Genomic DNA, 22,839 nt, shown 5'->3' with positions numbered 1-22,839 from the left:
GTGTCCATTGGGTTGATTAAATGTCCAACCCGTTGGAATAATGCGGTCATGGAAAAAACTTACGACGTTCCCGCGCTGCGCCGCGCCAGCGACATTCTCGAAGCGCTCGCCGCCGCCGCGAAACCGGTGCGTGCGGCCGCGCTCGCGGAACAAACCGGCCTCTCGCGCAGCACGCTTTATCTGATGCTGGAAACGCTCGCGCGCATGCAATGGATCGAAAAGCGCGACGACGGCTACATGATCGGCGTCGGTCTCTTCGAGCTCGGCAACGCCTATGTGCGGCACGACAAGCTGCAAGCCGCGTTTCGCGAAGGCGCCGGCGCGTTCATCAACAAGCACAACGAGGTCGTGCAGCTCGCCGTGCTCGACGGCGTGCAGGTTGTCTACATCGCGCGCGAGGACGCGCATCGTCCGGTGCGGCTCGTGTCGGATCTCGGCTCGCGTCTGCCCGCGCATTGCTGCGCGCTCGGCAAGGCGCTGCTGTCCGGAATGACCGATGAAGCCGTGATCGAGCGCCTGCCCGACCGTCTCGAAGCGGTGACGCCGCGCACCATCACGCGGCGCGCGGCGCTACTGCGCGAACTCGCGTCGATTCGCGCGAGCGGTCTCGCGGTCGAGCGCGAGGAAGTCGCGGAAGGCCTCGCGTGTTTCGCGGCTTACGTCGGGATGACGCCGGCGGGCAAGCGCGTCGCGGTATCGACGAGCGTGCCGGTCGGCCGGCTCGATCCGAAACGTGAGAAGCAGATTTCGATCGGTATCGTGCAGCTTGCAGCTCACTTGCGCGGCGCGCTCTGACGATGTGATACGCGCGTGCCAGCGCAGGCCGACGAAGCGGCGACGCGCGCGTGATCGGTTCCTGCGGAAAGCGGTGCGCTCGCGTGCGCCGCGATCAGCACGTCGCATGTTGCGTGCGAGCACACCACATCGCGCAGACGCGCTTCGCCGTGCCGCCAGCCGGCTTCCGCCTCGCCGCCGAGCACGATCAGATCCGCGCCCGCCGCCTTCGCCTCGCGCGCGATCAGTTCGCCGACGCTCGTGCCGTCGAGCGGCTGCGTGACGCTGCGCGCAATGCCGTCGATGCCCGCGCTATCGATCAATCGCGCCGCATAGCGCGTGACGGCACGCGCGTGATCCTCGATGACATCGAGCGTTTCGCCCGGATTGCTGTCGGCGGTGACGATGGCCCACCACGGCGCCTGATCGACGATGTGCAGCGCGGTCAGCCGCGCGTTGCAGTCGCGGGCGCGCGTGATGGCGGTGGTCAGGGCGCTTTCGCTGAGGCTCGTGCCGACCGCGACGAGAATGTGCTTGTACATGATGAGTCTCCGTCTGTTTGGTTCAGAGCGGATGATCGGCTCGCAAAGTTAGCGGGAAATGAGCGCGCAATTGCATCTTTTACAAAGCGGCTTGAATCGCTGGCCATTGCGCCCGCGCCGCTGCGCCTTCGCGTATCGAAACCGTAAGGGAATACCGTTTGCTGATGGTGTGCCTTCCGAATGCCTCCATCGAGCGTCCGAGCGCTCCGGCATTCGCGCAACTTCGCCCGGCGTTCGTCCGGGTCTCACCCGATTACCCGATAGCGAGCGGCGATGTCAGACCGAGACGACTCCGATACTCAAGACGAAGCGCGCGAGAATGAGCGCAAGGACGCGAAAGACGACGGCGACAAAGCGAAAGACAAAGCGCGCAAGAAGCCCGGCAAAAAGCCGCTGATCATTCTGGGCGTCGTCGTCGTGGTGCTGGCGATCGGCGCGTTCGTCTGGTGGTTCCTGACGCGCAATCAGGTCAGCACCGACGACGCCTACACCGACGGCGATGCCGTCACGATCGCGCCGAAGGTATCGGGCTATGTCGTGACGATGAACATCGACGACAACCGCTTCGTGCACAAAGGCGATCTGCTCATCAGGATCGATCCGCGCGATTATCAGGCGCAACTCGATCAGGCCAACGCGCAGCTCGGTCTCGCGCAGGCGCAACTGCACGCGGCGCAAACGCAGCTCGAAGTGGCGCGCGTGCAGTATCCAGCGCAGCTCGCAGAGGCCCAGGCGCAGGAGCTCAACGCGCGCGCCAATCTCGCGCAGGCGAGCGCGGCGTACGAGCGGCAGCATTCCGTCGATATCCGCGCGACGTCGCAACAAAACATCGACACCGCGGACGCGCAGCAAAAGAGCGCGCAGGCGAACGTCGCGCAGGCGCGTGCGCAGGTCCGCACCGCGAGCCTCGTGCCGCAGCAGATCGCGCAAGTCGTGGCGACCGTCGAGGAGCGGCGTCAGCAAGTGCGGCAGGCGCAGGCGCAAGTCGAATCGGCGCAACTGAATCTCTCGTACACGGAACTGCGCGCGCCCGCCGATGGCTGGATCACGAAGCGCAACGTGCAATACGGCACGTTCCTGCAGGCGGGCACGTCGATACTTTCGCTCGTCACGACGCGCGTCTGGATCAGCGCGAACTTCAAGGAGTCGCAACTGGATCGGATGCAGCCGGGCGACAAGGTCGATATCGACGTCGATGCGTATCCCGACATGAAGCTGCACGGCCACGTCGACAGCGTGCAGCTCGGCAGCGGCTCGCGCTTCTCCGCGTTCCCCGCCGAAAACGCGACGGGCAACTTCGTGAAGATCGTGCAGCGCGTGCCGGTGAAGATCGTCATCGACGATGGATTGAAGCCGGGCACATCGCTGCCGCTCGGGCTTTCGGTCGTGCCGACCGTCATGCTGCGCCATTGACATCATGAGCGACAGCACCGCGGAACACGACCACAGCGGCTGGAAGCCGAGCGCGAATCCGTGGCTCATCGCCGTGGTCGTCACGCTCGCGGCGTTCATGGAAGTGCTCGACACGACCATCGTGAACGTCGCGCTGCCGCACATTTCCGGCACGATGTCCGCGAGCTACGACGAAGCGACGTGGACACTCACGTCCTATCTCGTCGCGAACGGCATCGTGCTGCCGCTTTCGGCGTACTTCTCGAAGATACTCGGGCGCAAGCGCTACTTTCTCATCTGCATCGGGGCGTTCACGGTCTGCTCGTTCATGTGCGGCATCGCGTCGAATCTCGGTGAACTGATCGTCTTCCGGATTCTGCAGGGCTTCTTCGGCGGCGGCCTGCAACCGAGCCAGCAATCGATCATTCTCGATACCTTTCCGCCCGAGCAGCGCGGCCGCGCGTTCTCGATCTCGGCGGTCGCGATCGTCGTCGCGCCGGTGCTCGGACCGACGCTCGGCGGCTGGATCACCGATAACTTCACCTGGCGCTGGGTCTTTCTCATCAACGTGCCGGTGGGCGTGCTGACGACCATCGCGGTGATGCAGTTCGTCGAAGATCCGCCGTGGGAAAAACGGCAAGATCCGAAGAAGATCGGCATCGATGTGGTCGGCATCAGTCTCATCGCGCTCGGGCTCGGCTGTCTGCAAGTATTTCTCGATCGCGGCGAGGACGACGACTGGTTCGCGTCGAACTTCATCGTGACGTTCGCGGTGCTCGCGGCGGTAGGCATCGTCGGCGCGACATTCTGGCTGCTGTACGCGAAGCGGCCCGTCGTCGATCTTCGCGTGATGAAAGATCGCAACTTCGCGCTCGGTTCGGCGGCTATCGTCGGATTCGCATCGGTGCTGTACGGCAGCGCCGTGCTGATACCGCAGCTCGCGCAACAGCAGCTCGGCTACACGGCGACGCTCGCGGGCCTCGTGCTCTCGCCGGGCGCGATCTGCATCGTGTTCCTGATTCCCGTCGTCAGCAAGCTGATGAACGTGATTCAGACGCGCTTTCTCGTCGCGTTCGGCTTCTTTCTGATGGGATGCGCGCTCTTGTATTCGCATCATCTCGTGCCGAACGTCGATTACGTGACGCTGACGAAGATGCGCAGCGCCCAATCCATCGGCATCGGCTTTCTGTTCGTGCCGGTCACGACGCTCGCGTATCTGTCACTGCCGAAGTCGCTCAACAACGATGCCTCCGCGCTCTTCACGATGTTTCGCAACGTCGCGGGATCGATCGGCATCTCGCTTGCGACCGCGATGATCCGCGAGCGCACGCAGGCGAACATGGCGCATATGGTCGAGCATCTGACGCCGCTCAATCAGCCGTACAACGAGTCGGTGCAACGCATCGCGCGCACGCTGATGGACAGTGGCCAGACGATGTCGCAAGCGATGTCCGCCGCGACCGGGCAGATGTACAAGACGCTCGTATCGCAGGCGACCATCCTCGCGTATCTCGACGTGTTCGCCGCGTGCGCGATCTTCGCGTTCATGTTCATACCGCTCACGTTTTTCTTTTCGCCCGTGAAGGCTTCGGGCCAGGCGGGAGGGCATTGAGATGAAGCTGCGTCCAATCATTCCGTTCATTCCGATGTTCGCGCTCGCATTGAGCGCGTGCGCGGTCGGCCCGGATTTCACGCCGCCGAAGGCCGATGTTCCCGATAACTGGAGCGACACGCAGCGCGCGCAGAACGCGCCGGACGATCCGCGCGTGCCCCATGCCGACGCGCCATCGACGGCGCAGACTTCCGCCGATCCCGATCCGCGCTGGTGGAAGCAGTTCAACGATGCGACGCTCGATGCGCTGATCGAACGCGCCATCGCGGGCAATCTCGATTTGCAGAGCGCGGTGCTGCGCATCGCGGCGGCGCGGGAAGAGAGCGTGTCGGCGGCGGCGCAGGGCTTGCCGCAGTTGAGCGCGAATGCGAGCGTGAAGCGTCAGCAACTCGGCTTGAAAGGCCTGCTCGAATCGCAAGGCGTGTACGACAAGCTCGACGGTCTCGGCGCGAACGGCGCGCAGATCCGTCAGGGACTCGATTCCGCGACCGGTCCGGTCACGCTGTTTCAGGACGGCTTCGACGCATCGTGGGAACTCGATCTTTTTGGCCGCGTGCGGCGTTCGGTGGAATCGGCGAATGCGCAGACGCAGGCTGAAATCGAAAGTCGCAACGACGCGCTCGTTTCGCTCGAATCGGAAGTCGCACGCACGTATGCGCAATTGCGCGGCGCGCAGGCGATCAAGCAGATCACACTCGCCGAGATCGACGCCGAAGAGCAGATTCTCGATCTCACGCGCGAACAGGCACGCGTCGGCCTGACGAGCCAGCAGGACGTGCAGAGCGCGAGCGCGCAAGTCGGATCGTTGCAGGCGCAACTGCCGACGCTCGATGCGCAAATCGCGCAGGCGATGAACGGTCTCGCCGTGCTGACCGGCAACGCGCCGGGCACGCTCGACGCGGAACTGTCCGATGCGCGCGCGTTGCCGCCGGTGCCGCCGGTCGTGCCGATCGGCTTGCCGTCGACGCTCGCGCGCCGTCGTCCAGACATTCGCCGCGCGGAGGCGCAACTGCATTCCGCGACCGCTGAAGTCGGCGTCGCGGTGGCGCAGATGTATCCGGATATCTCACTAACTGGGCAGGTCGGCACGCGTGCAACGAAGGCGCGCTATCTCGCGCATTGGTCGAGCCTGTTCTGGTCGGTCGGGCCGAGCATTTCGCTGCCGATTTTCGAAGGCGGCGCGTTGCGCGCGAACGTGCGCGTGGCGAAGGCGCAGGCGGGGCAAGCGGCGTTGCAGTATCGGCAGACGGTGCTCAACGCGTTGCAGGAAGTAGATAACGCGCTGGTTTCGTATCGGACCGAACAGGACCGGCGCGCGGCGCTCACGCGCACGGTCGAGGCGAATCGCGTCAGCCTGCAACTCGCGACGGACAGTTATCGCAAAGGACTCGCGCCTTTCGTGACCGTGCTCGATGCCGAACGTCAGCTTGCGCAGACGCGCGAGCAGCTCGCGCAATCGACCGTCAACGTGACGACCGATCTCATCGCCGTGTACAAGTCGCTCGGCGGCGGATGGCAGGACGACGCATCCGCGACCGCGCAAAACTAACATCTGCGCTTTTTCCAGTCGTAGTCGGCGGGCGGATCGGCGACGCCGGGCTTGCCGACCGAATGCGGGTTTTCACTGCATAGCGTGACGAAGCCGATGTTCTCGCCAGCGGCTTGACGGCGGCGCAGGTCTTCGGCGAAGCGCAGCGCATCGGCGAGCGCGTTCGCATCGAAGCGCTTGTAGCGTGCCGCGCCTTCGGCGTCAGGGTTGTCGCCAAGCCAATACACGACGAACATCGATTAGCCTCTCGTTTGGAGATGAATGCACCATCGTCGACGCTCATGCGACGACGATGCAAATCCTGCACGGCGCGCGTGCATCGACGCGCCGCGACAGCCACCGGGTAATCCCGAAGTGTAACGTCGGCGCGCCGCATGCCGCCTGACGCCACGCTTTTGCGGGCCCGCGAGGGAATGATCGTTGCTCTCATCTCCGTTCATTCCGAGGCCCGAACGATGCAACGACACGAACGTGTTTCCACGCGAGCGCTGTGGCAGATTCCGCCGCGCGCGAAGTGCTGCGACGAGCCGCGCGTGCTTATCGCCGATGACGACATGGACGCGACGCGCGCGATCTGTCTCGCGCTCGAAGACGCCGACTTCACCGTGCGCGCGGTGCACACGGGCCTCGACGCCGTGTCGCTCGCGCGCAAGTGGCGGCCGGGCGTCGTACTGCTCGATCTGATGATGCCGCTCGGCGATGGCTGGGAAGCGGCCGAAGCGATCCGCGCCATCGATCTGTCGATGTTGCTGCTCGCGCATACGAGTTGCACGGATCCGCAGGATCTGTCGCGCGCGCAGCGCACCGGCTTCAACGGCTACTTTGTCAAGCCGACCGAACTCGACGGCATGATCGCGGTGCTGCGCGATTATTTCTCGGCGCGTCAAGGCGAGGGCGATCATGCATCGGTGCGCTTGCGCTGAACGAGTTCGAGCTTCGGCGCGAATGGTTCGACATCGCGCTCTGCGTCCGCTTTCAACATGTCTTCCCAGTACTGACAATAGCCGGCCCAGAACGGCATCTGCGTATGCGCGGATGCAGCCGTCGGCAGCGGATCGGGCAGCATGCGGCGCAGGCGTCCGATCTCCTTGTGCTTCCATTGCAGCAGCGCGCGGCGCTCTCCGCGCCGCGGCGGGCACATTTCGTTCATGCTCGCAACAGCTATCGAGAAACCCTCGGCGGGGCGCGATGCCATTTTCGTCAGCACCGCGGTCTGCGGGCGCGGCCCGCGTTCGTGACAGATGATCGCGCCGATCTGCCCAAGGATGTACATCGCTTTCGCCATCGGCGGTTCGGAATGGTGTTGCATGGCGCCTCTCTTTTTATCGTTATGAGTCTTCGTGCACGGCGCTCGAAGTTTTCTCGATCTTAATGTGAATGCGTCCAGGCGACGCATTTATAAGATACCGTATTGAGATTAATCCGAAATGTGCATCGACAAAAAGATACAGTCGCGCCGTCTCTTTCACGCCATGTCGAGCACATGGCGCTCGAACAGGTCGCGCATGTTGCGATGTGCATCGCCGCTGTCGCACGTCGTGGCCGCGACGATCCGCTCTCGTTGCGCGATGAAGATGAACTGGCCGCCGTGTCCCGCCGCGAAGACATAACGCGGATCGATCCAGCAGAGATAGCCGTAGTGCGCGTCCATCGGCGGGCCGCCGTCGCTTTGCACCGACATGGCATCGTCGATGAACGCTTCGTCGACGATGCGCGCGCCACGCCATGCGCCGCGATGCATCATCAGAAGGCCGAGCGAAATCATGTCGCGTGCGCGCAGCAGGAGACCGCGCCCGCCGAACGTGTGACCGTCCTCGTCGCTGATCCATTCGCTCGCTTCGATGCCGAGCGGCGCGAACAGCGTGTCGCGCGCGTAATCGGCGAGCGTGCGCCCCGTCGCGGATTCGAGCGCCAGCGACAGCAACTGGACCGCGTGCGAATCGTATTGAAAGCGCGTGCCCGGCTCGCTCGCGAAGGGCCGCGAGAGAATGAAGCGCAGCCGGCTTTCATCGTCCGAGAAGCGCTCGCAACTGCCGAGCACGCAGTCGTCGATGGTGCGCTGGTCCCATTCGAATCCCGATGTCATCGTGAGCAGATGCCTGAGCGTGATGCGCTGCACGCGATGATCGAGCGCCGTGTCGCACATGGGCGGCACAAGGCGCGCGGCGGGGGTATCGAGTGGCGGAAGCGCGCCTTCGCGAAGCGCCGCGCCGACGGCAAGCGCGACGATGGTCTTCGTGACCGAGTTGATGTTTTCGAGCGATTCCGGCGTCACGTCCTCACGATAATGTTCGAACGCGATCGCATCGTCGTGCGCGACGATGAAGCTTCGCACGCCGGATTCGTTCGTCAGCGCTTCGCGTAAGGAAGAAGTCGTCATTTAAAAAGGATCACGAAGTAAATGAGGAAGGCTTCGTTTCGTGCGCGTGCATGCAGGAACGAATCGTGTTACACAGTCAGCAATCCGGATGCCACACACGGCGGCATCGCAGCCTTTCAGCGGTTTCAACTCACTTTCAGCGAGCCCGAATTTGTCAGTCCGACGACTCGCGACGCTCTGGCGTCTTGGCCGGGCGTTCGTCCGCGAAAGCCATCTGACCGGCGACGGCGCAGCGATGACGCGCGTCGCGCGCTTCTTCGCCACGCATGGCGCGCGCGCCGCGCCGCTGGCAGCCGGCGTGCCCGCGCTCTCGCAACTTTCGCGCGTGCTGGAGAACGCGTCCGGCGCGCTCGCGAGTCATCCGGCGCTTGCCGAAACGGCGGTGCGCGTCGCGCTGTCCGAACTCGACGGGCTCTTCACGCCGTACGACGCAACGCGCTTTCGCGACGCTTGCAGAGCCGCATTCCCGCCCGCGCTTTCCTTCGAACTCACCGAGTTGAGCGCGGTGCCGTTGCGCTCGGGCATCGCGGAGCAGACGCATCGTGCTCGCCTCCGCGATATGGCGGTGCGCGTCACGCTATTGCGCGCCGACGCGCATGCCGAACTCGCTGACGATCTCGACCTCGCGCTCGCGGCTGCGCGTTTCGCGGAACGCCGTTCGGCGAAGGCGCGCGAGATGCATCCGGTGGAATGGGTGCGCCGTTCACGCGAGAGCGTCGATGCGATGATCGACTTGCGCCAGCGCGCCGCCGATCAGAGCTACTTGCGCTTTCGCCTGCGCGACGACGCGCGTCTCGCCGTGCCCGAAGTGCTCTGGGACTATTGCAACGATTCGGTGCTGACGACACGCGCGATCGAAACGGCCGCACTGTCGGATGCGCAAGCGCTCGCGTCATGCGGGCTCGATCAGGCCGATGTCCTCGCGACGCTCATCGAAGCGTTCTTCGAAATGGCGCTGGGCGTCGGGCTGTATCACGCGGGACTGGACGCGGCGGGCGCGCGCGTGGGCATCGAAGGCGAGACGCGCGGCCAGATCGTGCTGGAAGCCGACAATCCGATGATGTTCTTCGCGGCGCACGAGCGCGACTTCATCGTCGGCGTATCGCATGCGCTGATGGAGGGCGATCACAAGGCGGCCGCGCGCGCACATCTCGAGCACGGCCGGCCCGAGACGCATGCGACGCATCACGAAGTGCGCGTCGAAGCGACGTATCGGCGCGAAGCCGAGCGCTTTGCTTCGCCGCACGCACGCAGCAAGGTCGGTGTCGCGCATCTGTTCGGCGCGATCGGCAAGGCGCCCGCCGAACATATGTTCAGCGCGTCGCACGGGCGCATCGCGTCGCGCGCGGTGCTGCTCGCGCGTTCGGCGGAACGCATCGAGCGCCTTGCGGAGGACATCGCGCCGGACGTCGACGTATGGAAGATCGCGCGCAGGGTCATCGTGCGGCTCGCGGCGGATCAGATCGGCTTCAGAAGCATGGCGGCGCGCTTTGCGCACGAAGCGACGCACTGGCCGCACACACTGCCGCGTCTGCCGCGGCTCATCGCACAGCGGGCGGATGCGACGGGCGCGTTTCGGCGGGACTGAGGGGCGCTGGTTCCGAGCCAAGGCGCGGGCATTAGCGCGTCAACGCGTACCCGGCGACATACGCTCCGCGATCGCGCGCGACGCGTCCTTCAGCGGCTCGACGTAGGTTTCGAGCGGCGTCGCGCTCTTTCTGAACAGCGGAATGCTGATGCTCACGCAGCCGAGCGTCACGCCATTCGCGCCGACGATCGCGCTGCCGTAGCAGAAAATCTGCGCCTCGTTTTCCTCGCGGTCTTCCGAATAGCCGCGCGCGTGAGTTGCATCGAGTTCGGCGTCGAGCGCGGCGCGATCGGTGATCGTGTTCGGTGTGAAGCGTTCGAACTTCAGGCCATGCAGCAATGCATCGCGTTCGGCGGGCGATTGCGTCGACAGAAACGCCTTGCCGACGGAACTCGAATACAGCGTCACGCGCGTGCCGATGCGCGACGCCATGCGAACCGCATGCGGGCTTTCGAGCTTCTCGATGTACACCATCTCCGAGCCGCTGCGCACTGCCAGATGCACCGTCTCCTGCGTCGCGTCGCGCAGTGCCTGCAACGCGTCGGTGGCCGCGATGCGCAAATCGGAGCGCTCCCAGCTGCGGCTCGCGAGCGACATCAGCCGCGGGCCGGGCGCGTAACATCCGCCGCGCACGCTTTCGACGACCAGGCCTTCCGCGATTAGCGCGCCGACGATGCGATAGACCGTCGGACGCGGATAACCGCTCGCCGTGGTGAGACGCGCGATGGTCGGCGGTTCGCCGGCATCGGCAATGAGTTGCAGCACCGCCATGAACTTCGAGAAGGCGGCGGTGCCGGTGGCCTTGGCGGCGTCGAGGGAAGCGGTGTCTGAGGGCATGATGCGGGAATCATGCCACGAGATAGCCGCCATCGACGGGTACGATCGCGCCCGTCATGAACGACGCCGCCGGTGACGCGAGAAACGCCGTCACGCGCGCGACGTCTTCCGGCAAGCCCCAGCGCTTCATCGGCGTGCGGTCGAGGATCGCCTGCGAGCGGCCGTCGTCGTTCTGCAGCGCTTGCGTGAGCGGCGTCGCGATCCAGCCGGGCGCAACGGCGTTCACGCGGATGCCCTCGGCGGCATAGGCGATCGCCAGCGATTTCGTCAGTTGCGCGACGCCGCCCTTGCTCGCGCTGTACGCGGGCACGAGTCCGCCGCCGAAGAACGTCAGCATCGACGCCGTGTTGATGATCGAACCCTTGCTGCGCGCGAGCAGTGGACGCGCGGCGGCGCACATGCGCATCGTGCCGTTGAGATTCACCGCGATCACGCGCTCGAATGTTTCGATGTCGTGCTCGTCGCCGCGCCGGATCATGCCCGCGCAGTTGACGAGCACGTCGAGCGAATCGATACGCGCAAAGAGCGCGGCGACGCTGGCGGCATCGGCGACATCGAGTTCGACGACTTCGATGCCGGGCGCGTCGGTCGGCGCTAGGCCGGCGGCGATCACGCGCGCGCCGAGCGCCGCGAATTGCTGCGCGATGCCCGCGCCGATGCCCTGCGTGCCGCCGGTCACGACGACGGTCTTGCCCTTGAAGAGATCAGCTTGAAAAGTCATATCGGTGCGATTCATACGGCGGGAACGGGTTCCGTCTGGCGCTCCGCGTCCTCGATCGGCGCGCGCACGACGAACATGTAGACGAGCGCAGCAGCGAACGCGACGCCCGCGCTGATCAGGAACGCGTTCACGAACGAATGCGTCTTGTCGACGACGAGGCCCGTGATGAACGGCGCAAACGAGCCGCCGAAGTAGCCGCCGAAGTTCTGGATACTGCCGAGCGACGCGACCATGTGGCGCGGCGCGGCAACGGAAACGAGCGCCCACGCGGCGCCGCTCGCCATGTTGACGAAGAACATCGCCGCCGACAGATAGGCGATCGCGAGCGTCAGGTTCGGCGTGAACGCGGCGGGCACGGTGAACAGCGCCGCGCCGATGAGTCCCGAGCAGATCGGCCACTTGCGGCTGCGGATCGGGGCGACGCCGCGCGCCATCAAACCATCGGCGATGAAGCCCGACGAGAGCATGCCGAGCGTGCCCGCGAGATACGGAATCGTCACGACCCAGCCGGTCTTCGCGATCGTCAGATGACGCTCGTGTTCGAGATACGCGGGCAGCCACGTGAGATACAGCCACACCATGTAGATCACGCCCATGAAGCCGAAGATCATGCCCCACGTCGTCGCCTTGCCGAAAAGGCCGCGCCATTCCGCGAACGTCATGTTGCGTTCCTTGCGCTGCGCCGGTTCGCCCTCGGTCAGATGCGCGAGTTCTTGCGATTCGAGCTTCACGTCCTTCCGGTTGCGATAGACGATGTACCAGCCGATCGACACCGCAATCCCGAGCGCGCCCATGATGATGAACATGTTGCGCCAGCCGAAGGACAGCAGGAGCACGGTGAGGATGGGCGGCGCGAGCGCGGGTCCGATGGTCGATGACGTGACGAAGATGCCCGTCGGCTTGCCGCGTTCGCGTTGCGCGAACCATTCGGACACGACCTTTGCGCCCGCCGGAAATTGCGGCGCCTCGCCGATGCCGAGCGCGATGCGCGCCGCGAGAAACTGATGCAGATTCGTGACGAGCCCGCCGAACAACTGCGCGACCGACCACACGAACATGCCGAGGCCGAGCATGATGCGCGCGCCAAAGCGGTCGAGCATCACGCCGATGGGCAACTGCGAGAACGCGTACGCGAACGAGAACGCGGAGAGCAGCAGGCCCATCTGCGAGGCGGAGAGGCCGAGCTCCTGCGTGACGGAGTGATTCGCGATCGAGAGCGTGCTGCGATCGAGATAATTCACGATGCCCGCGAGCGTCAGAAAAGTGAGCGCGACCCACTGAATGCGCTTCAGGCGCGGTGATTTTTCCAGCATGTTGTCTCCTCCGAATGCTCTGTCGAGTCTGTTAGAGGGTTGAGTTTGGGTGGATGCTAGCGAATGAATTGATCGACGAAGTCGGCACCGAGTCCGACCGATTCGTAATGCTTGCGGCACATGTCGACTTTGGTGAAGACGTCTTCGTAGCCGGTGTAGTTGCCGTACGGGTCGCAATAGAACATCACGCCGTTCACCTGGAAGTACGTGATCATTTCCTCGACGTCTTCGGGAACATAGAGCGTGTGCGTTTCGCCGGGCGGCTCGAAGACATAGCTGCCTTCGGTCGCTTCCCAGTCATGTTCGAGATAGCGCCAGCGGCCTTTGAGCACCATGCCGTGGACCGCCTGCGGATGACGATGACGCGACAGCACGCCGGATTTGCGCACGCGCAGGAGGTTCATCCAGTAGCCGGTCGACACGTTCAGACACAGCGGACGGAACCAGACGTTTTCGGCCTGCGGCACCCATTCGCGCTCGTCGGCGGGAATCGCGCTCGGCACGACGATTTCCTTTTGCGCTTCTTTAGGGAAGGGAAGTTGATACGGCGTCATGGCATCCGCCGCGGGTTTCGGCGCGGTCATCGCGTCTCCTTGTCCATATTGTGAATTCGTGAATCAAATTATGGACAGATATTCTTCCTCGTTCCGCGAATTGTCAAGATTCTTCAACGGATGATGAATTCGTGCAGATACCGCCTTTTCGACGGACGAAAAAAAAGGCGGACCGGCAGGTCCGCCTTAGATCACGCGATGAAGCCGAGCGATTAGCGCGCCATCATTAGCATGTGCACGTTATGCATCACCCAAACCGTGCCGACGATAAGAATCAGCGACATGAGAATGGTGTAGGCAAACGAGATCGCATGCCAGCGCTGTCCCTTCGACGAGTTGACGTGCAGGAAGAACACCACATGCACGATCACCTGCACCGCGGCCAGCACGGCGAGCGCGACGATCGCGCTTTCGCCCTTGAACGCGCCCGAGGTCGCGGCCCAGAACGACGCCACAGTTAGCACGACAGCCAGCACGAAGCCGATGAGATAACCGCGCACGGTGACGTGCGGGAAATCGCTTGTTTCGGTATGAGCATGTGCCATCAGACGACGCTCCCAAGGTAGACGAAGGAAAACACGCAAATCCAGACGATGTCGAGGAAGTGCCAGAAAAGGCTCAGGCAAGCGAGACGGCGCAATTCGCGTTCGTTCATTTGCGGATTGCGTGCGATCTGCACGGCCAACACGACCAGCCAGATCATGCCGATGGACACGTGCAAACCGTGCGTGCCGACGAGCGTGAAGAACGCCGACCAGAATGCGCTGCGTTGCGGACCCGCGCCTTCAGCGATCAGATGCGCGAACTCCTGCATTTCCAGAAAGAGGAAGCCCGCACCCAGCAGGAACGTGACGAACAGCCACGCGAGCACCGCGCCCGACTTGCGGCGCGTCGCCGAGATCATCGCGAGACCGAAGGTCAGGCTGCTCGTGAGAAGCAGGCCCGTTTCGTACGCGACGTCCTTCAGGTTGAAGAGATCCTTGGGCGTCGGGCCGCCTGCGGTCTGCATCGCGAACATCGCGAAGGTTGCAAAGAGCGACGCGAACAGCACGCAGTCGGTCATCAGATAGGCCCAGAAGCCGAACACCGAATGCGACTGGTGCTCGTGCTCATGGCCATGCGCGTGTTGCGCGGATAGCGTCGATTGCGACATTACATTGCCTCCAGTTCGAGTTCGCGAGCCGAGCCGGCCTTCGCAGGCGTCTTCGGCGGACGATTGCGCTCTTCGGTCGACTTCACGGTCGCGGCCGGGATGATGAAGCCGGCGTTATCGCGGAAGCTGTAACCGATAGCCGTCGCGAAGATGCCGACCATGCTTGCAGCCGCGAGCCACCAGATGTGCCAGATAGCCGCGAAACCGAAGGCCAGCGCGAACAGGCCGATGACCAGACCCGCGCTCGTATTCGACGGCATGTGGATGTCGCGGTACGGACGCGTATCGATGCGGCCGTGTTCCTTGGCATCGGCGAAGTCGTCGAGTTCGCGCACAGCGGGAATATTCGCGAAGTTATAGACCGGCGGCGGCGAGCTGATGGACCACTCGAGCGTGCGCGCACCCCACGGATCGCCGGTGACATCGCGATACGCAGGCTGATTGCGGCGGATGATACTGACCACGATCTGCGCGACCTGGAACACGACACCCAGCGCGATGATGCCCACGCCCACGGCAGCGGCGATGAAGAACGGCTGCCACGACGGGTCGTCGTAGTGATTCAGGCGGCGCGTCGCACCCATGAAGCCGAGGATGTAGATCGGCACGAACGCGACGAAGAAGCCGACGAACCAGCACACGAACGCACTCTTGCCGAGCTTTTCGTCGAGCTTGAAGCCGAACACCTTCGGCCACCAGTACGAAATGCCGGCGAAGTAACCGAACACCACGCCGCCGATGATCGCGTTATGGAAGTGCGCGATCAGGAACAGGCTGTTGTGAAGCACGAAGTCCGCGCCGGGAATCGCGAGCATCACGCCCGTCATGCCGCCTAGCGTGAAGGTGATGACGAAGCCGATGGTCCAGAGGATTTGCGAAGTCATCTGCACGCGGCCTCGGTACATCGTGAAGAGCCAGTTGAAGATCTTCACGCCGGTCGGGATGGAAATGACCATCGTCATAATGCCGAAGAAGGCATTGACGTTAGCGCCCGAGCCCATCGTGAAGAAGTGGTGCAGCCACACGAGGAACGACAGCACCATGATGCAGCACGTGGCCCAGACCATCGTCTTGTAGCCGAACAACGGCTTCTTCGAGAACGTCGCGACCACTTCCGAGTAAATGCCGAAGGCGGGCAGAACCAGGATGTAGACCTCAGGATGACCCCAGGCCCAGATCAGGTTCAGGTAGACCATCGGGTTGCCGCCGCCGTCGTTCGTGAAGAAGTGCATGCCGAGGTAACGGTCCAGCGCCAGCAGCGCGAGCGCGACGGTCAGGATCGGGAACGTCGCCATGATCAGCACGTTCGAGCAGAACGCCGTCCACGTGAAGACCGGCATCTTCATCCACGTCATGCCGGGCGCGCGCATCTTCACGATCGTCACGAAGAAGTTCACGGCGGTGAGCAGCGTGCCGACGCCGGACAACTGCAACGCCCAGATGTAGTAGTCGACCCCGACGCCCGGATTGAACTGCGTCTCGGAGAGCGGCGGATACGCGAGCCAGCCCGTCGTCGAGAACTCGCCGATGAACAGCGACAGGTTGATCAGAATGGCGGCGACGGCCGTCATCCAGAACGACAGCGAGTTGATGAACGGGAACGCCACGTCACGCGCGCCGATCTGCAAGGGCACGACGAGGTTGAAGAACGCGACCAGCAGCGCCATGGCCATGAAGAAGATCATGATCGTGCCGTGGGCCGTGAAGATCTGGTCGAAGTGATGCGGCGGCAGATAGCCAGGCCCATCGAGCGCGATGGCCTGTTGCACGCGCATCATGACGGCGTCGGCGAAGCCGCGCACGAGCATCAGCCCGGCGACGACCAGATACATGACGCCGATGCGCTTGTGATCGACCGAAGTCAGATACTCGCGCCAGAGCCAGCCCCATTTGCCGAGTTTAGTGATAAGGCCGACCGTACCGAGCGCGAGGACCGCCATGAAGACGGTCGCCCCCATGATGATTGGCTCGTGGTACGGGATCGCCTCAAGCGTTAGTTTGCCGAACATGGCTTACCCCTTGGTTACACAATTTGCGCCTACGACCGAGTTGCCGTAGTTGTACTTCGCGACGATGTTGTTGAAGAGCTTCGGATCGACGGTCGAGAAGTAGCGCACCGCGACCTTTTCGCTCGGACGCGCGACGCCGGCGTAGACGTCCATGCTCAGATTCTCGGGCGCGTTCTTGACCTGCTTCAGCCACGCGTCGAAGTCTTCGTTGGACATGGCCAGTGCACGGAACTTCATGTCGGAGAAGCCCTTGCCGCTGTAGTTCGCCGAGATGCCTGCGTAGTCGCCTGCGTGATCGGCCATCAGGTGCAGCTTCGTCTGCATGCCCGCCATCGCGTAGATCTGGCTGCCGAGTTGCGGGATGAAGAACGAATTCATCACCGAATCGGACGTGATGCGGAAGTTCACCGGCGTGCCGACCGGGAACGCGAGCTGGTTCACCGACGCGACGCCAAGATCCGGATAGATGAACAGCCACTTCCAGTCGAGCGCCACGACTTCGACGTTGATCGGCTTGACTTCGGATTGCAGCGGCTTGTACGGATCGAGCTCGTGCGTGGTTTTCCACGTGAGGATGCCGAGGTACAGGATGATGGCTGCGGGAATCGCCCAGACCACGACTTCGATGGCCGTGGAATGCGCCCATTTCGGCGCATACGTGGCCTTCGTGTTGGACGCGCGATAGCGCCATGCGATGAACAGGGTGAGCAGGATCACCGGGACTACGACGAGAAGCATGGCGTAAGTCGCGGTGGCGATCAGCGACGATTCCGCTGCGCCAATCACGCCTTTCGAGTCCAACACCTCCAGCTTGCATCCCGAAAGACAAAGACTGGCTATCAACCCCGATAACAATGGCACTGCTAAACGTTGGGTATTTTCATTCATTGCATTCGCTGGTTTCGATGATCGAAGCGTCCCGGGAAGAACGCCGTTGCACGGCTTTGCGCCGCGTCAAGATCATGCCACGCGCGATTTTTCGCGATGACGCGAATGGTTGAAATTTTGTTTCAGATCAAGTTGATGCGACGGAGTGTCGCGCGAAGGCGGAACTTTTTGCCTACTCCGAAAGGAGCAGGCGAGTCTACAACGAAGGGATGGAATTGCGAGTGTGATAAAGCGACGTCAAAGCGTGTTCGAGCCGCGCGATGGATCGCCGCGATAACTTCGCCGGGTTCGATCGTCTCACGTGGTGGAGCCGAGCCGCGTGCCTAGGTGAAGCCACGGCTCAGGAGCCTTCTCCGGTTCTTCTCGCTAAAGCCCGGCGAGAGGCCGGGATTCCCGAATGGCATTCGATCGCTCGATTTCATCGCGCCGTCGCTGGCTCGCATCGGCAACGGCTTCGCGGTTCGAAGCGCTCCATGCGGACATGGTCGCCTGCATCACGTCGATCGGACTCCCCTTGGTGTCCATCGCAGCCAGGACGCAACCCAGAAGGTAGGTCAGCACGAACAGGAAGATGCAGGACCGGCGCGTCATGAGTTGCGGTGCATAGGCGGCAATGGCAGGAGCATTGCCTTGGTGAGCGGGAGGCGGGGGGACGCTGCCCGCTTGTGTGAGAGTCGAGACATGGGAGCGGCAGTCTACGACGGAGTATGGAAAACAGAATCGGTCGATAATTCGACTTGGGCCGAACCACGCCTGACAATGCCCAGCGCAGCGGCTGCCCCGTATGACAGATCAATGATTCTGTTGCGTGAAACCGGACCGCGATCGTTGATTCGGACGAGGACGGACGGGCTCCCTCCCGGAAGCGTGACGCGGATCCACGATCCGAGCGGTAGCGTGCGATGTGCCGCTGTCATGGCATACATGTCGAAGCGCTCGCCGCTGGCGGTGCGTCGACCGTGAAACGTTCGCCCGTACCAGGATGCAATCCCGGCTTGATGGTACGCGCGCGCGGTCGGTGTCTCGTCCGGCCGGTCGGATGAAGTGATTTCGGTCGAAACGGAATCGTCGTTTGCGGATTGAACCGGAAGGCTCGACGCGCTCGCCGGTTGGTTTGTCGAAGCGCCCTCATTGCCTTGCTCCGACAGAGAGGCTGCACATCCGGCGATCAACAGGATGCAGGCGAAGGCGCTGAGGATGCGCGGCTGAAGCATGTTCATTCGGTGCATATCGCTTTGTTCGAGAGCAAGTAACCTGACCTGACGTTCGACGGATCACGAAGCGCAGTCGGAAAGGTAGGGCAGGGGATCGACTGGCTGACGATCCCGTCTCACCTCGAAAAGCAGCGATGGCTGACCATTCGTTTGAGCGCCCATCGTCGCGATGGCTTGCCCCTTCGTTACGTCGGCCCCTTCCTTGGTCAGAACGTTTTGGATATGGCCATAGGCAGTCAGGTAGCGACTGTCATGTTTCAGTATTACGAGGCTGCCGTAGCCCGCGATCTCGTTACCCGCATACACCACGCGTCCTCCTTTCGCCGCACGGATCGTGTCTCCCGCTGCGCCACCGATGACAACGCCCCGGACCCCGTCCACGCCGAAGCGCTTCAGGATTGGGCCCTTTATCGGCCAGGACAAGGAATCGGATCGGCAGCGTGTTGCGTTCACAGTCCGCTGCGTGGAATCGTCCGAGCCGGCAACCGATGCCGATGGCGGACCGACCCGCAGCAGTTGGCCGTTCGTCAGTGGAGTGCTGGCGGAAAGCCCGTTCCAGGCGGCAATCGCGTTCGGGTCGCGACCGTAGGCGGCTGCGATCGAAGCGAGGGTGTCCGCGCCTGTGACGCGGTAGAAGCCGGCAGGTGCCGCCGGGGCAGCGGCAGCGTCGGTTTGCGAAGCTGGCTTGGTCGCGGTCTGCTCGAGCGTTCGACTGGCGCATCCGCCAAGAACGAAGCTGAAGACGACGGCAAGACATGCTGCGCACGACAGGCGGCGCGATTGGACAGAGCTAATCATTTGGACTTCTTTGAGCTTCGGTGCCGGCAAAAAGGCGAAGTGGCGCACTTTTGCCATGCCGCGCTTGTGGTGTTGATCGGAGTGTTTGGCGGATGCGACGCCGGCAAAAGCCAGCGGCGGCGGAACAGCGAGTTCGAATCTGCTGAATATCGCTCTATCTCAAATTGCACGAGGCGAAGCGGCAATTCGTCATTGCGGATAACGGTGTTTTGCGTCCGGCGTTGACCGTTACACCGTCGGTTGACACTCTTTGACGATGCGGTGGTTAAAAAAAGGCGCGCTCGCCGGGCGCCACGCTTGGAACTGACATTCGACGCGATGAAAGCAGCCATATCGCGTTCCACGCGGCTCGGCCCGAGCGGTTGCGGCAAGACGACGCTGCGCTCCATTGCCGGGCTGGAACGTCCGGTCGGCGGATCGATTTCGGTGAACGGCGTGACCGTTTTCTCGGCGCGCGACGAGACCTTCGTACCGCCGAATCGCCGCAAGTCCGGCATGGTGTTCGAACCGCTCTCGAACCTCGACGCAAAGCTACGCGACAGGATGCGTTTCGAGCTTCGGCACGACCGATTTCATGATCGGCGGAGAGATCGTGCTCGCGCGTGTGCATCCATCGCACAAAACGCCGGTCCGGGAGACCATCCATTTTTCGATCGATCCGGCGAGTTGCATCGCGCTGGCATCGCAGAACGCGTGACGCGACAGGCACTACTCCGTCCGGACTACGCCGCATGAGCTAGCGGCACAGCGCCGCCGCATCCGCACGGCGGATAGGCGTCTCGCGCGACGCACCTTACCCTTGTCGGGAAAGTTACAACGACAAGGAAAGGACGATGAGCGTCGTCGACTCAACCCTCGCTACAAAAGCATCGACCGACACGCGCGCCTGGCGCGTGCTCGGCGCAAGCACCTTCGCATTCACGATCTGCTTCGCCATCTGGATGGTCTTCGCCATTCTCGGCATCCCTCTCAAAAAGCAGCTTCATCTCACCGATACCGAGTTCGGCCTCATCGCCGCGACGCCGGTGCTCACGGGTTCGTTGCTGCGCGTGCCGCTCGGCATCTGGACCGACCGTTTCGGCGGCCGTATCGTCTTTTTCTGCACGATGGCAGTCACTATCGCGCCAATCTGGCTGATCGGCTATGCCACGGAACTGTGGCAATTCCTCGTGCTCGGCTTGTTCGTCGGCGTCGCGGGCGCGTCGTTTTCAGTCGGCACGCCGTATGTCGCGCGCTGGTTCCCGAAGTCGCGTCAAGGCCTCGCGATGGGCATCTTCGGCGCGGGCAATTCGGGTGCGGCGCTGACCAAGTTCGTCGCGCCCGTGCTGATTCTCGCGGCGGGCACATGGACGATCGTGCCGAAGGTCTATTCCGTCGCGATGCTCTTCACCGCGATCGTCTTCTGGTTCGTGTCGGCATCCAATCCCGCGCATCGCAGCGCCAGCACGCAGAGTTTCGCCGCGCAGATGACCGTGCTGAAAGACCGGCGCGTGCTCCGTTACGCGCAGTACTACTCGGTCGTGTTCGGCGGCTACGTCGGCCTCGCATTGTGGATGCCGCAGTACTACGTGAATCAGTACGGCTTCGGCATCGAACAGGCCGCGTTTCTCGCCGCTTGCTTCTCGTTGCCGGGCGGCGTGCTGCGCGCGCTCGGCGGCTGGATGTCGGACCGCTTCGGCGCGCATCGCACGACCTGGATCGTCATGTGGGTCGCGCTCGCGTGCTTCTTCCTGCTGAGCTATCCGGTGACGGATTTCGTCGTCCACGCGAAAGACGGCCCGCGCACGTTCCACATCGAAATGGGACCGGTCGCCTATACGGTGCTCATGTTTGTCGTCGGCGTTGCGATGGCGGTCGGCAAGGCGTCGGTGTTCAAGTTCGTGTCGGACGAGTTCTCGACGAACATCGGCGCCGTGTCGGGCATCGTCGGCCTCGCCGGCGGACTTGCCGGCTTCCTGTTGCCGATTCTTTTTGGCTTGCTCGTCGACCTCACCGGCGTGCGTACCACCTGTTTCATGCTGATGTTCGGCGCGACCGCGGTCAGTCTCATCTGCATGCACTTCACGTTTCAACCCAAGCACTAACCATGTCTTCACGCTATCTGCTCACTCGCTGGGATCCCGAGAACGCCGCCTTCTGGCGCGCAACGGGCGAATCGGTCGCCCGCCGCAACCTCTGGATCTCGATTCCCGCGCTCGCGCTGGCGTTCGCCGTGTGGTCGCTATGGAGCGTCGTCGTCGTCAATCTCGATAAGGGTGGTTTTCACTTCACGAAGGACCAGTTGTTCTGGCTCACCGCGTTGCCTCCGCTTTCTGGCGCGACGCTGCGCATCTTCTACTCGTTTCTCGTGCCGATATTCGGCGGACGCCGCTTTACAGCGTTCTCCACCGCGAGTCTTCTGATTCCAGCGCTCGGCATGGGCTTGGCGCTGCGCGATCCGTCGACGGGCTATCCGACGCTGCTCGTTCTGGCGTTGCTGTGCGGCCTCGGCGGCGCGAATTTCAGTTCGTCGATGGCGAACATCAGCTTCTTTTTCCCGAAGGCGAAGAAGGGTTTCGCGACGGGCATGAACGCGGGCATCGGCAATCTGGGCGTGTCGATCGTTCAGTTCGTGACGCCGCTCGTGATCTCGGCGAGCGTGTTCGGCGCATTCGCGGGCGCAGGCCAGTCCTACGACGTGAACGGCGTCGAGCACAGCATCTGGCTGCAGAATGCGGGCTTCATCTGGGTGCCGTTCATCGTCATCTCGGCGCTCGCGGCCTGGTTCGGGATGAACGACATCGCCGATGCAAAAGCCTCGTTCGCCGAACAGGCCGTCATATTCCGGCGCAAGCACAACTGGCTCATGTGCCTGTTGTACATCGGCACGTTCGGTTCGTTCATCGGCTTTTCGGCGGGCCTCGCGTTGCTGACGAAGGCTGAGTTCCCATCGGTCAATCCCACTGCTTACGCGTTCCTCGGGCCGCTCGCTGGCGCGCTCACGCGGCCGGTCGGCGGCTGGATCTCGGATCGCCTCGGCGGCGCGCGCGTGACGCTGTGGACCTTCATCGCGATGATCGCGGCGGTGTTCGGCGTGATGGCGTTTCTGCCGCACGACGGCGCGAGCGGCAACTTCGCCGGCTTCCTCGCGATGTTCATCGCACTGTTCGCGCTGACGGGCATCGGCAACGGCTCGACCTTCCGCATGATCCCCGTGATCTTCCTGACGCAGAAGCAGCGCGAAGCCGAAGGCGAATCCGACTCGGCGAAAAAGCAGGCGCTGCACGAAGCGGGAAAAGAATCGGCGGCGGTGCTCGGCTTTGCCGGTGCAATCGGCGCGTACGGCGGCTTCTTCATTCCGCGCAGCTTTGGCACGTCGATGAGCATGACCGGCTCGCCCGACACCGCGCTCTGGTGCTTCATCGCCTTCTATGCGCTGTGCGCGGCGGTGACGTGGTTCTGCTACGCACGCCGCAATGCGGACATGCCTTGCTGAACCCTCCGGCACGCGGGGCGCGTAGTCGGGCCTCAAGTTC

General features: G+C 63.2%; 23 protein-coding genes and 1 pseudogene. 9 read left to right on the top strand and 15 right to left on the bottom strand.

All coding sequences use genetic code 11. The features are described 5' to 3' along the window. The first annotated feature begins 48 nt into the window (after positions 1-48). A complete protein-coding gene (locus LDZ23_RS23865; RefSeq protein ID WP_008349131.1) occupies positions 49-795 on the top strand; it encodes an IclR family transcriptional regulator in 747 nt (248 codons plus the stop codon). Here the strand turns inward: LDZ23_RS23865 and LDZ23_RS23860 are convergent. After that, entirely contained in the window at positions 774-1,316 is a 543-nt protein-coding gene (locus tag LDZ23_RS23860; protein ID WP_008349129.1) for a universal stress protein, read from the bottom strand. The genes LDZ23_RS23865 and LDZ23_RS23860 overlap by 22 nt on opposite strands. A gap of 273 nt (positions 1,317-1,589) precedes the next feature. On the opposite strand from LDZ23_RS23860, the gene LDZ23_RS23855 reads away from it, so the two are divergent. From LDZ23_RS23855 to LDZ23_RS23845, 3 genes are read left to right on the top strand one after another with little or no spacing between them, the layout of a single operon-like run. Beyond that, positions 1,590-2,729 (top strand): HlyD family secretion protein, encoded by a 1,140-nt coding sequence (locus LDZ23_RS23855; protein ID WP_008349127.1) that lies wholly within the window; start codon positions 1,590-1,592, stop codon positions 2,727-2,729. A 4-nt stretch (positions 2,730-2,733) separates the two neighbouring features. Further along, entirely contained in the window at positions 2,734-4,320 is a 1,587-nt protein-coding gene (locus LDZ23_RS23850) for a DHA2 family efflux MFS transporter permease subunit (protein ID WP_008349125.1), read from the top strand. 1 nt (position 4,321) lies between these two features. Beyond that, complete coding sequence (locus LDZ23_RS23845; protein ID WP_008349123.1) at positions 4,322-5,869, top strand: efflux transporter outer membrane subunit; 1,548 nt, start codon at positions 4,322-4,324, stop codon at positions 5,867-5,869. Here the strand turns inward: LDZ23_RS23845 and LDZ23_RS23840 are convergent. After that, entirely contained in the window at positions 5,866-6,105 is a 240-nt protein-coding gene (locus tag LDZ23_RS23840) for a hypothetical protein (RefSeq protein WP_008349122.1), read from the bottom strand. The genes LDZ23_RS23845 and LDZ23_RS23840 overlap by 4 nt on opposite strands. A 219-nt stretch (positions 6,106-6,324) precedes the next feature. Here LDZ23_RS23840 and LDZ23_RS23835 point away from each other — a divergent pair, with 219 nt between their 5' ends. Beyond that, a complete protein-coding gene (locus tag LDZ23_RS23835; protein WP_008349120.1) occupies positions 6,325-6,792 on the top strand; it encodes a response regulator in 468 nt (155 codons plus the stop codon). Here the strand turns inward: LDZ23_RS23835 and LDZ23_RS23830 are convergent. Next, positions 6,768-7,178 carry a hypothetical protein gene (locus tag LDZ23_RS23830; protein WP_008349118.1) on the bottom strand — a complete coding sequence of 137 codons (411 nt, stop codon included), beginning with the start codon at positions 7,176-7,178 and terminating at the stop codon, positions 6,768-6,770. The genes LDZ23_RS23835 and LDZ23_RS23830 overlap by 25 nt on opposite strands. Before the next feature lie 156 nt (positions 7,179-7,334). Further along, positions 7,335-8,249 carry a serine hydrolase domain-containing protein gene (locus LDZ23_RS23825; RefSeq protein ID WP_008349115.1) on the bottom strand — a complete coding sequence of 305 codons (915 nt, stop codon included), beginning with the start codon at positions 8,247-8,249 and terminating at the stop codon, positions 7,335-7,337. A 151-nt stretch (positions 8,250-8,400) separates the two neighbouring features. Between LDZ23_RS23825 and LDZ23_RS23820 the strand changes: the two genes are divergently transcribed. Continuing rightward, on the top strand, positions 8,401-9,837 hold the full coding sequence (locus LDZ23_RS23820) for an AarF/UbiB family protein (RefSeq protein ID WP_008349113.1): 1,437 nt from the start codon (positions 8,401-8,403) through the stop codon (positions 9,835-9,837). Between the two features lie 39 nt (positions 9,838-9,876). Here the strand turns inward: LDZ23_RS23820 and LDZ23_RS23815 are convergent, their stop codons facing one another. From LDZ23_RS23815 to LDZ23_RS23765, 11 genes are all read right to left on the bottom strand, one after another. Further along, positions 9,877-10,674: an IclR family transcriptional regulator gene (locus LDZ23_RS23815; RefSeq protein ID WP_033536511.1), complete on the bottom strand. Its 798-nt coding sequence runs from the start codon at positions 10,672-10,674 to the stop codon at positions 9,877-9,879. Positions 10,675-10,684: 10 nt separating this feature from the next. Beyond that, the gene (locus LDZ23_RS23810; protein WP_033536512.1) at positions 10,685-11,395 is read right to left on the bottom strand and encodes an SDR family NAD(P)-dependent oxidoreductase; all 711 of its coding nucleotides are present in this window, start codon (positions 11,393-11,395) and stop codon (positions 10,685-10,687) included. Between the two features lie 11 nt (positions 11,396-11,406). After that, positions 11,407-12,708 carry an MFS transporter gene (locus LDZ23_RS23805; protein WP_008349109.1) on the bottom strand — a complete coding sequence of 434 codons (1,302 nt, stop codon included), beginning with the start codon at positions 12,706-12,708 and terminating at the stop codon, positions 11,407-11,409. Positions 12,709-12,764: 56 nt separating this feature from the next. Continuing rightward, positions 12,765-13,292 (bottom strand): 2,4'-dihydroxyacetophenone dioxygenase family protein, encoded by a 528-nt coding sequence (locus LDZ23_RS23800; protein ID WP_008349107.1) that lies wholly within the window; start codon positions 13,290-13,292, stop codon positions 12,765-12,767. Positions 13,293-13,474: 182 nt separating this feature from the next. Continuing rightward, positions 13,475-13,807 carry a cytochrome o ubiquinol oxidase subunit IV gene (cyoD, locus tag LDZ23_RS23795; protein ID WP_008349105.1) on the bottom strand — a complete coding sequence of 111 codons (333 nt, stop codon included), beginning with the start codon at positions 13,805-13,807 and terminating at the stop codon, positions 13,475-13,477. After that, entirely contained in the window at positions 13,807-14,415 is a 609-nt protein-coding gene (cyoC, locus tag LDZ23_RS23790) for a cytochrome o ubiquinol oxidase subunit III (RefSeq protein WP_008349103.1), read from the bottom strand. The genes cyoD and cyoC overlap by 1 nt, the downstream gene beginning before the upstream one ends. Next, positions 14,415-16,424, bottom strand: coding sequence for a cytochrome o ubiquinol oxidase subunit I (cyoB, locus tag LDZ23_RS23785; RefSeq protein WP_175982659.1), 2,010 nt, complete (start codon positions 16,422-16,424; stop codon positions 14,415-14,417). The genes cyoC and cyoB overlap by 1 nt, the downstream gene beginning before the upstream one ends. 3 nt (positions 16,425-16,427) lie before the next feature. Then, positions 16,428-17,312 (bottom strand): ubiquinol oxidase subunit II, encoded by an 885-nt coding sequence (cyoA, locus tag LDZ23_RS23780; protein WP_008349099.1) that lies wholly within the window; start codon positions 17,310-17,312, stop codon positions 16,428-16,430. Positions 17,313-17,678: 366 nt separating this feature from the next. Further along, entirely contained in the window at positions 17,679-17,903 is a 225-nt protein-coding gene (locus LDZ23_RS23775; RefSeq protein ID WP_008349097.1) for a hypothetical protein, read from the bottom strand. Positions 17,904-18,007: 104 nt separating this feature from the next. Then, complete coding sequence (locus tag LDZ23_RS23770) at positions 18,008-18,532, bottom strand: septal ring lytic transglycosylase RlpA family protein (RefSeq protein WP_144403723.1); 525 nt, start codon at positions 18,530-18,532, stop codon at positions 18,008-18,010. A 54-nt stretch (positions 18,533-18,586) separates the two neighbouring features. Continuing rightward, positions 18,587-19,381 (bottom strand): peptidoglycan DD-metalloendopeptidase family protein, encoded by a 795-nt coding sequence (locus LDZ23_RS23765; protein WP_008349093.1) that lies wholly within the window; start codon positions 19,379-19,381, stop codon positions 18,587-18,589. A 285-nt stretch (positions 19,382-19,666) separates the two neighbouring features. On the opposite strand from LDZ23_RS23765, the pseudogene LDZ23_RS35120 reads away from it, so the two are divergent. From LDZ23_RS35120 to LDZ23_RS23750, 3 genes and pseudogenes are all read left to right on the top strand, one after another. Then, positions 19,667-19,831: pseudogene (locus tag LDZ23_RS35120) on the top strand (ATP-binding cassette domain-containing protein); the annotation flags it as partial. A 326-nt stretch (positions 19,832-20,157) separates the two neighbouring features. Next, positions 20,158-21,408, top strand: coding sequence for an MFS transporter (locus LDZ23_RS23755; protein WP_034472398.1), 1,251 nt, complete (start codon positions 20,158-20,160; stop codon positions 21,406-21,408). A gap of 2 nt (positions 21,409-21,410) precedes the next feature. Further along, positions 21,411-22,799, top strand: coding sequence for a NarK family nitrate/nitrite MFS transporter (locus LDZ23_RS23750; protein ID WP_034472401.1), 1,389 nt, complete (start codon positions 21,411-21,413; stop codon positions 22,797-22,799). The last annotated feature ends 40 nt before the right edge of the window (positions 22,800-22,839 follow it).

This window comes from Caballeronia zhejiangensis (assembly GCF_022879815.1).
In the GTDB taxonomy this organism is placed as follows: domain Bacteria; phylum Pseudomonadota; class Gammaproteobacteria; order Burkholderiales; family Burkholderiaceae; genus Caballeronia; species Caballeronia zhejiangensis.
Note: the sequence above shows the minus strand (reverse complement) of the source record. Positions and strands in the feature narration are given on the sequence as shown.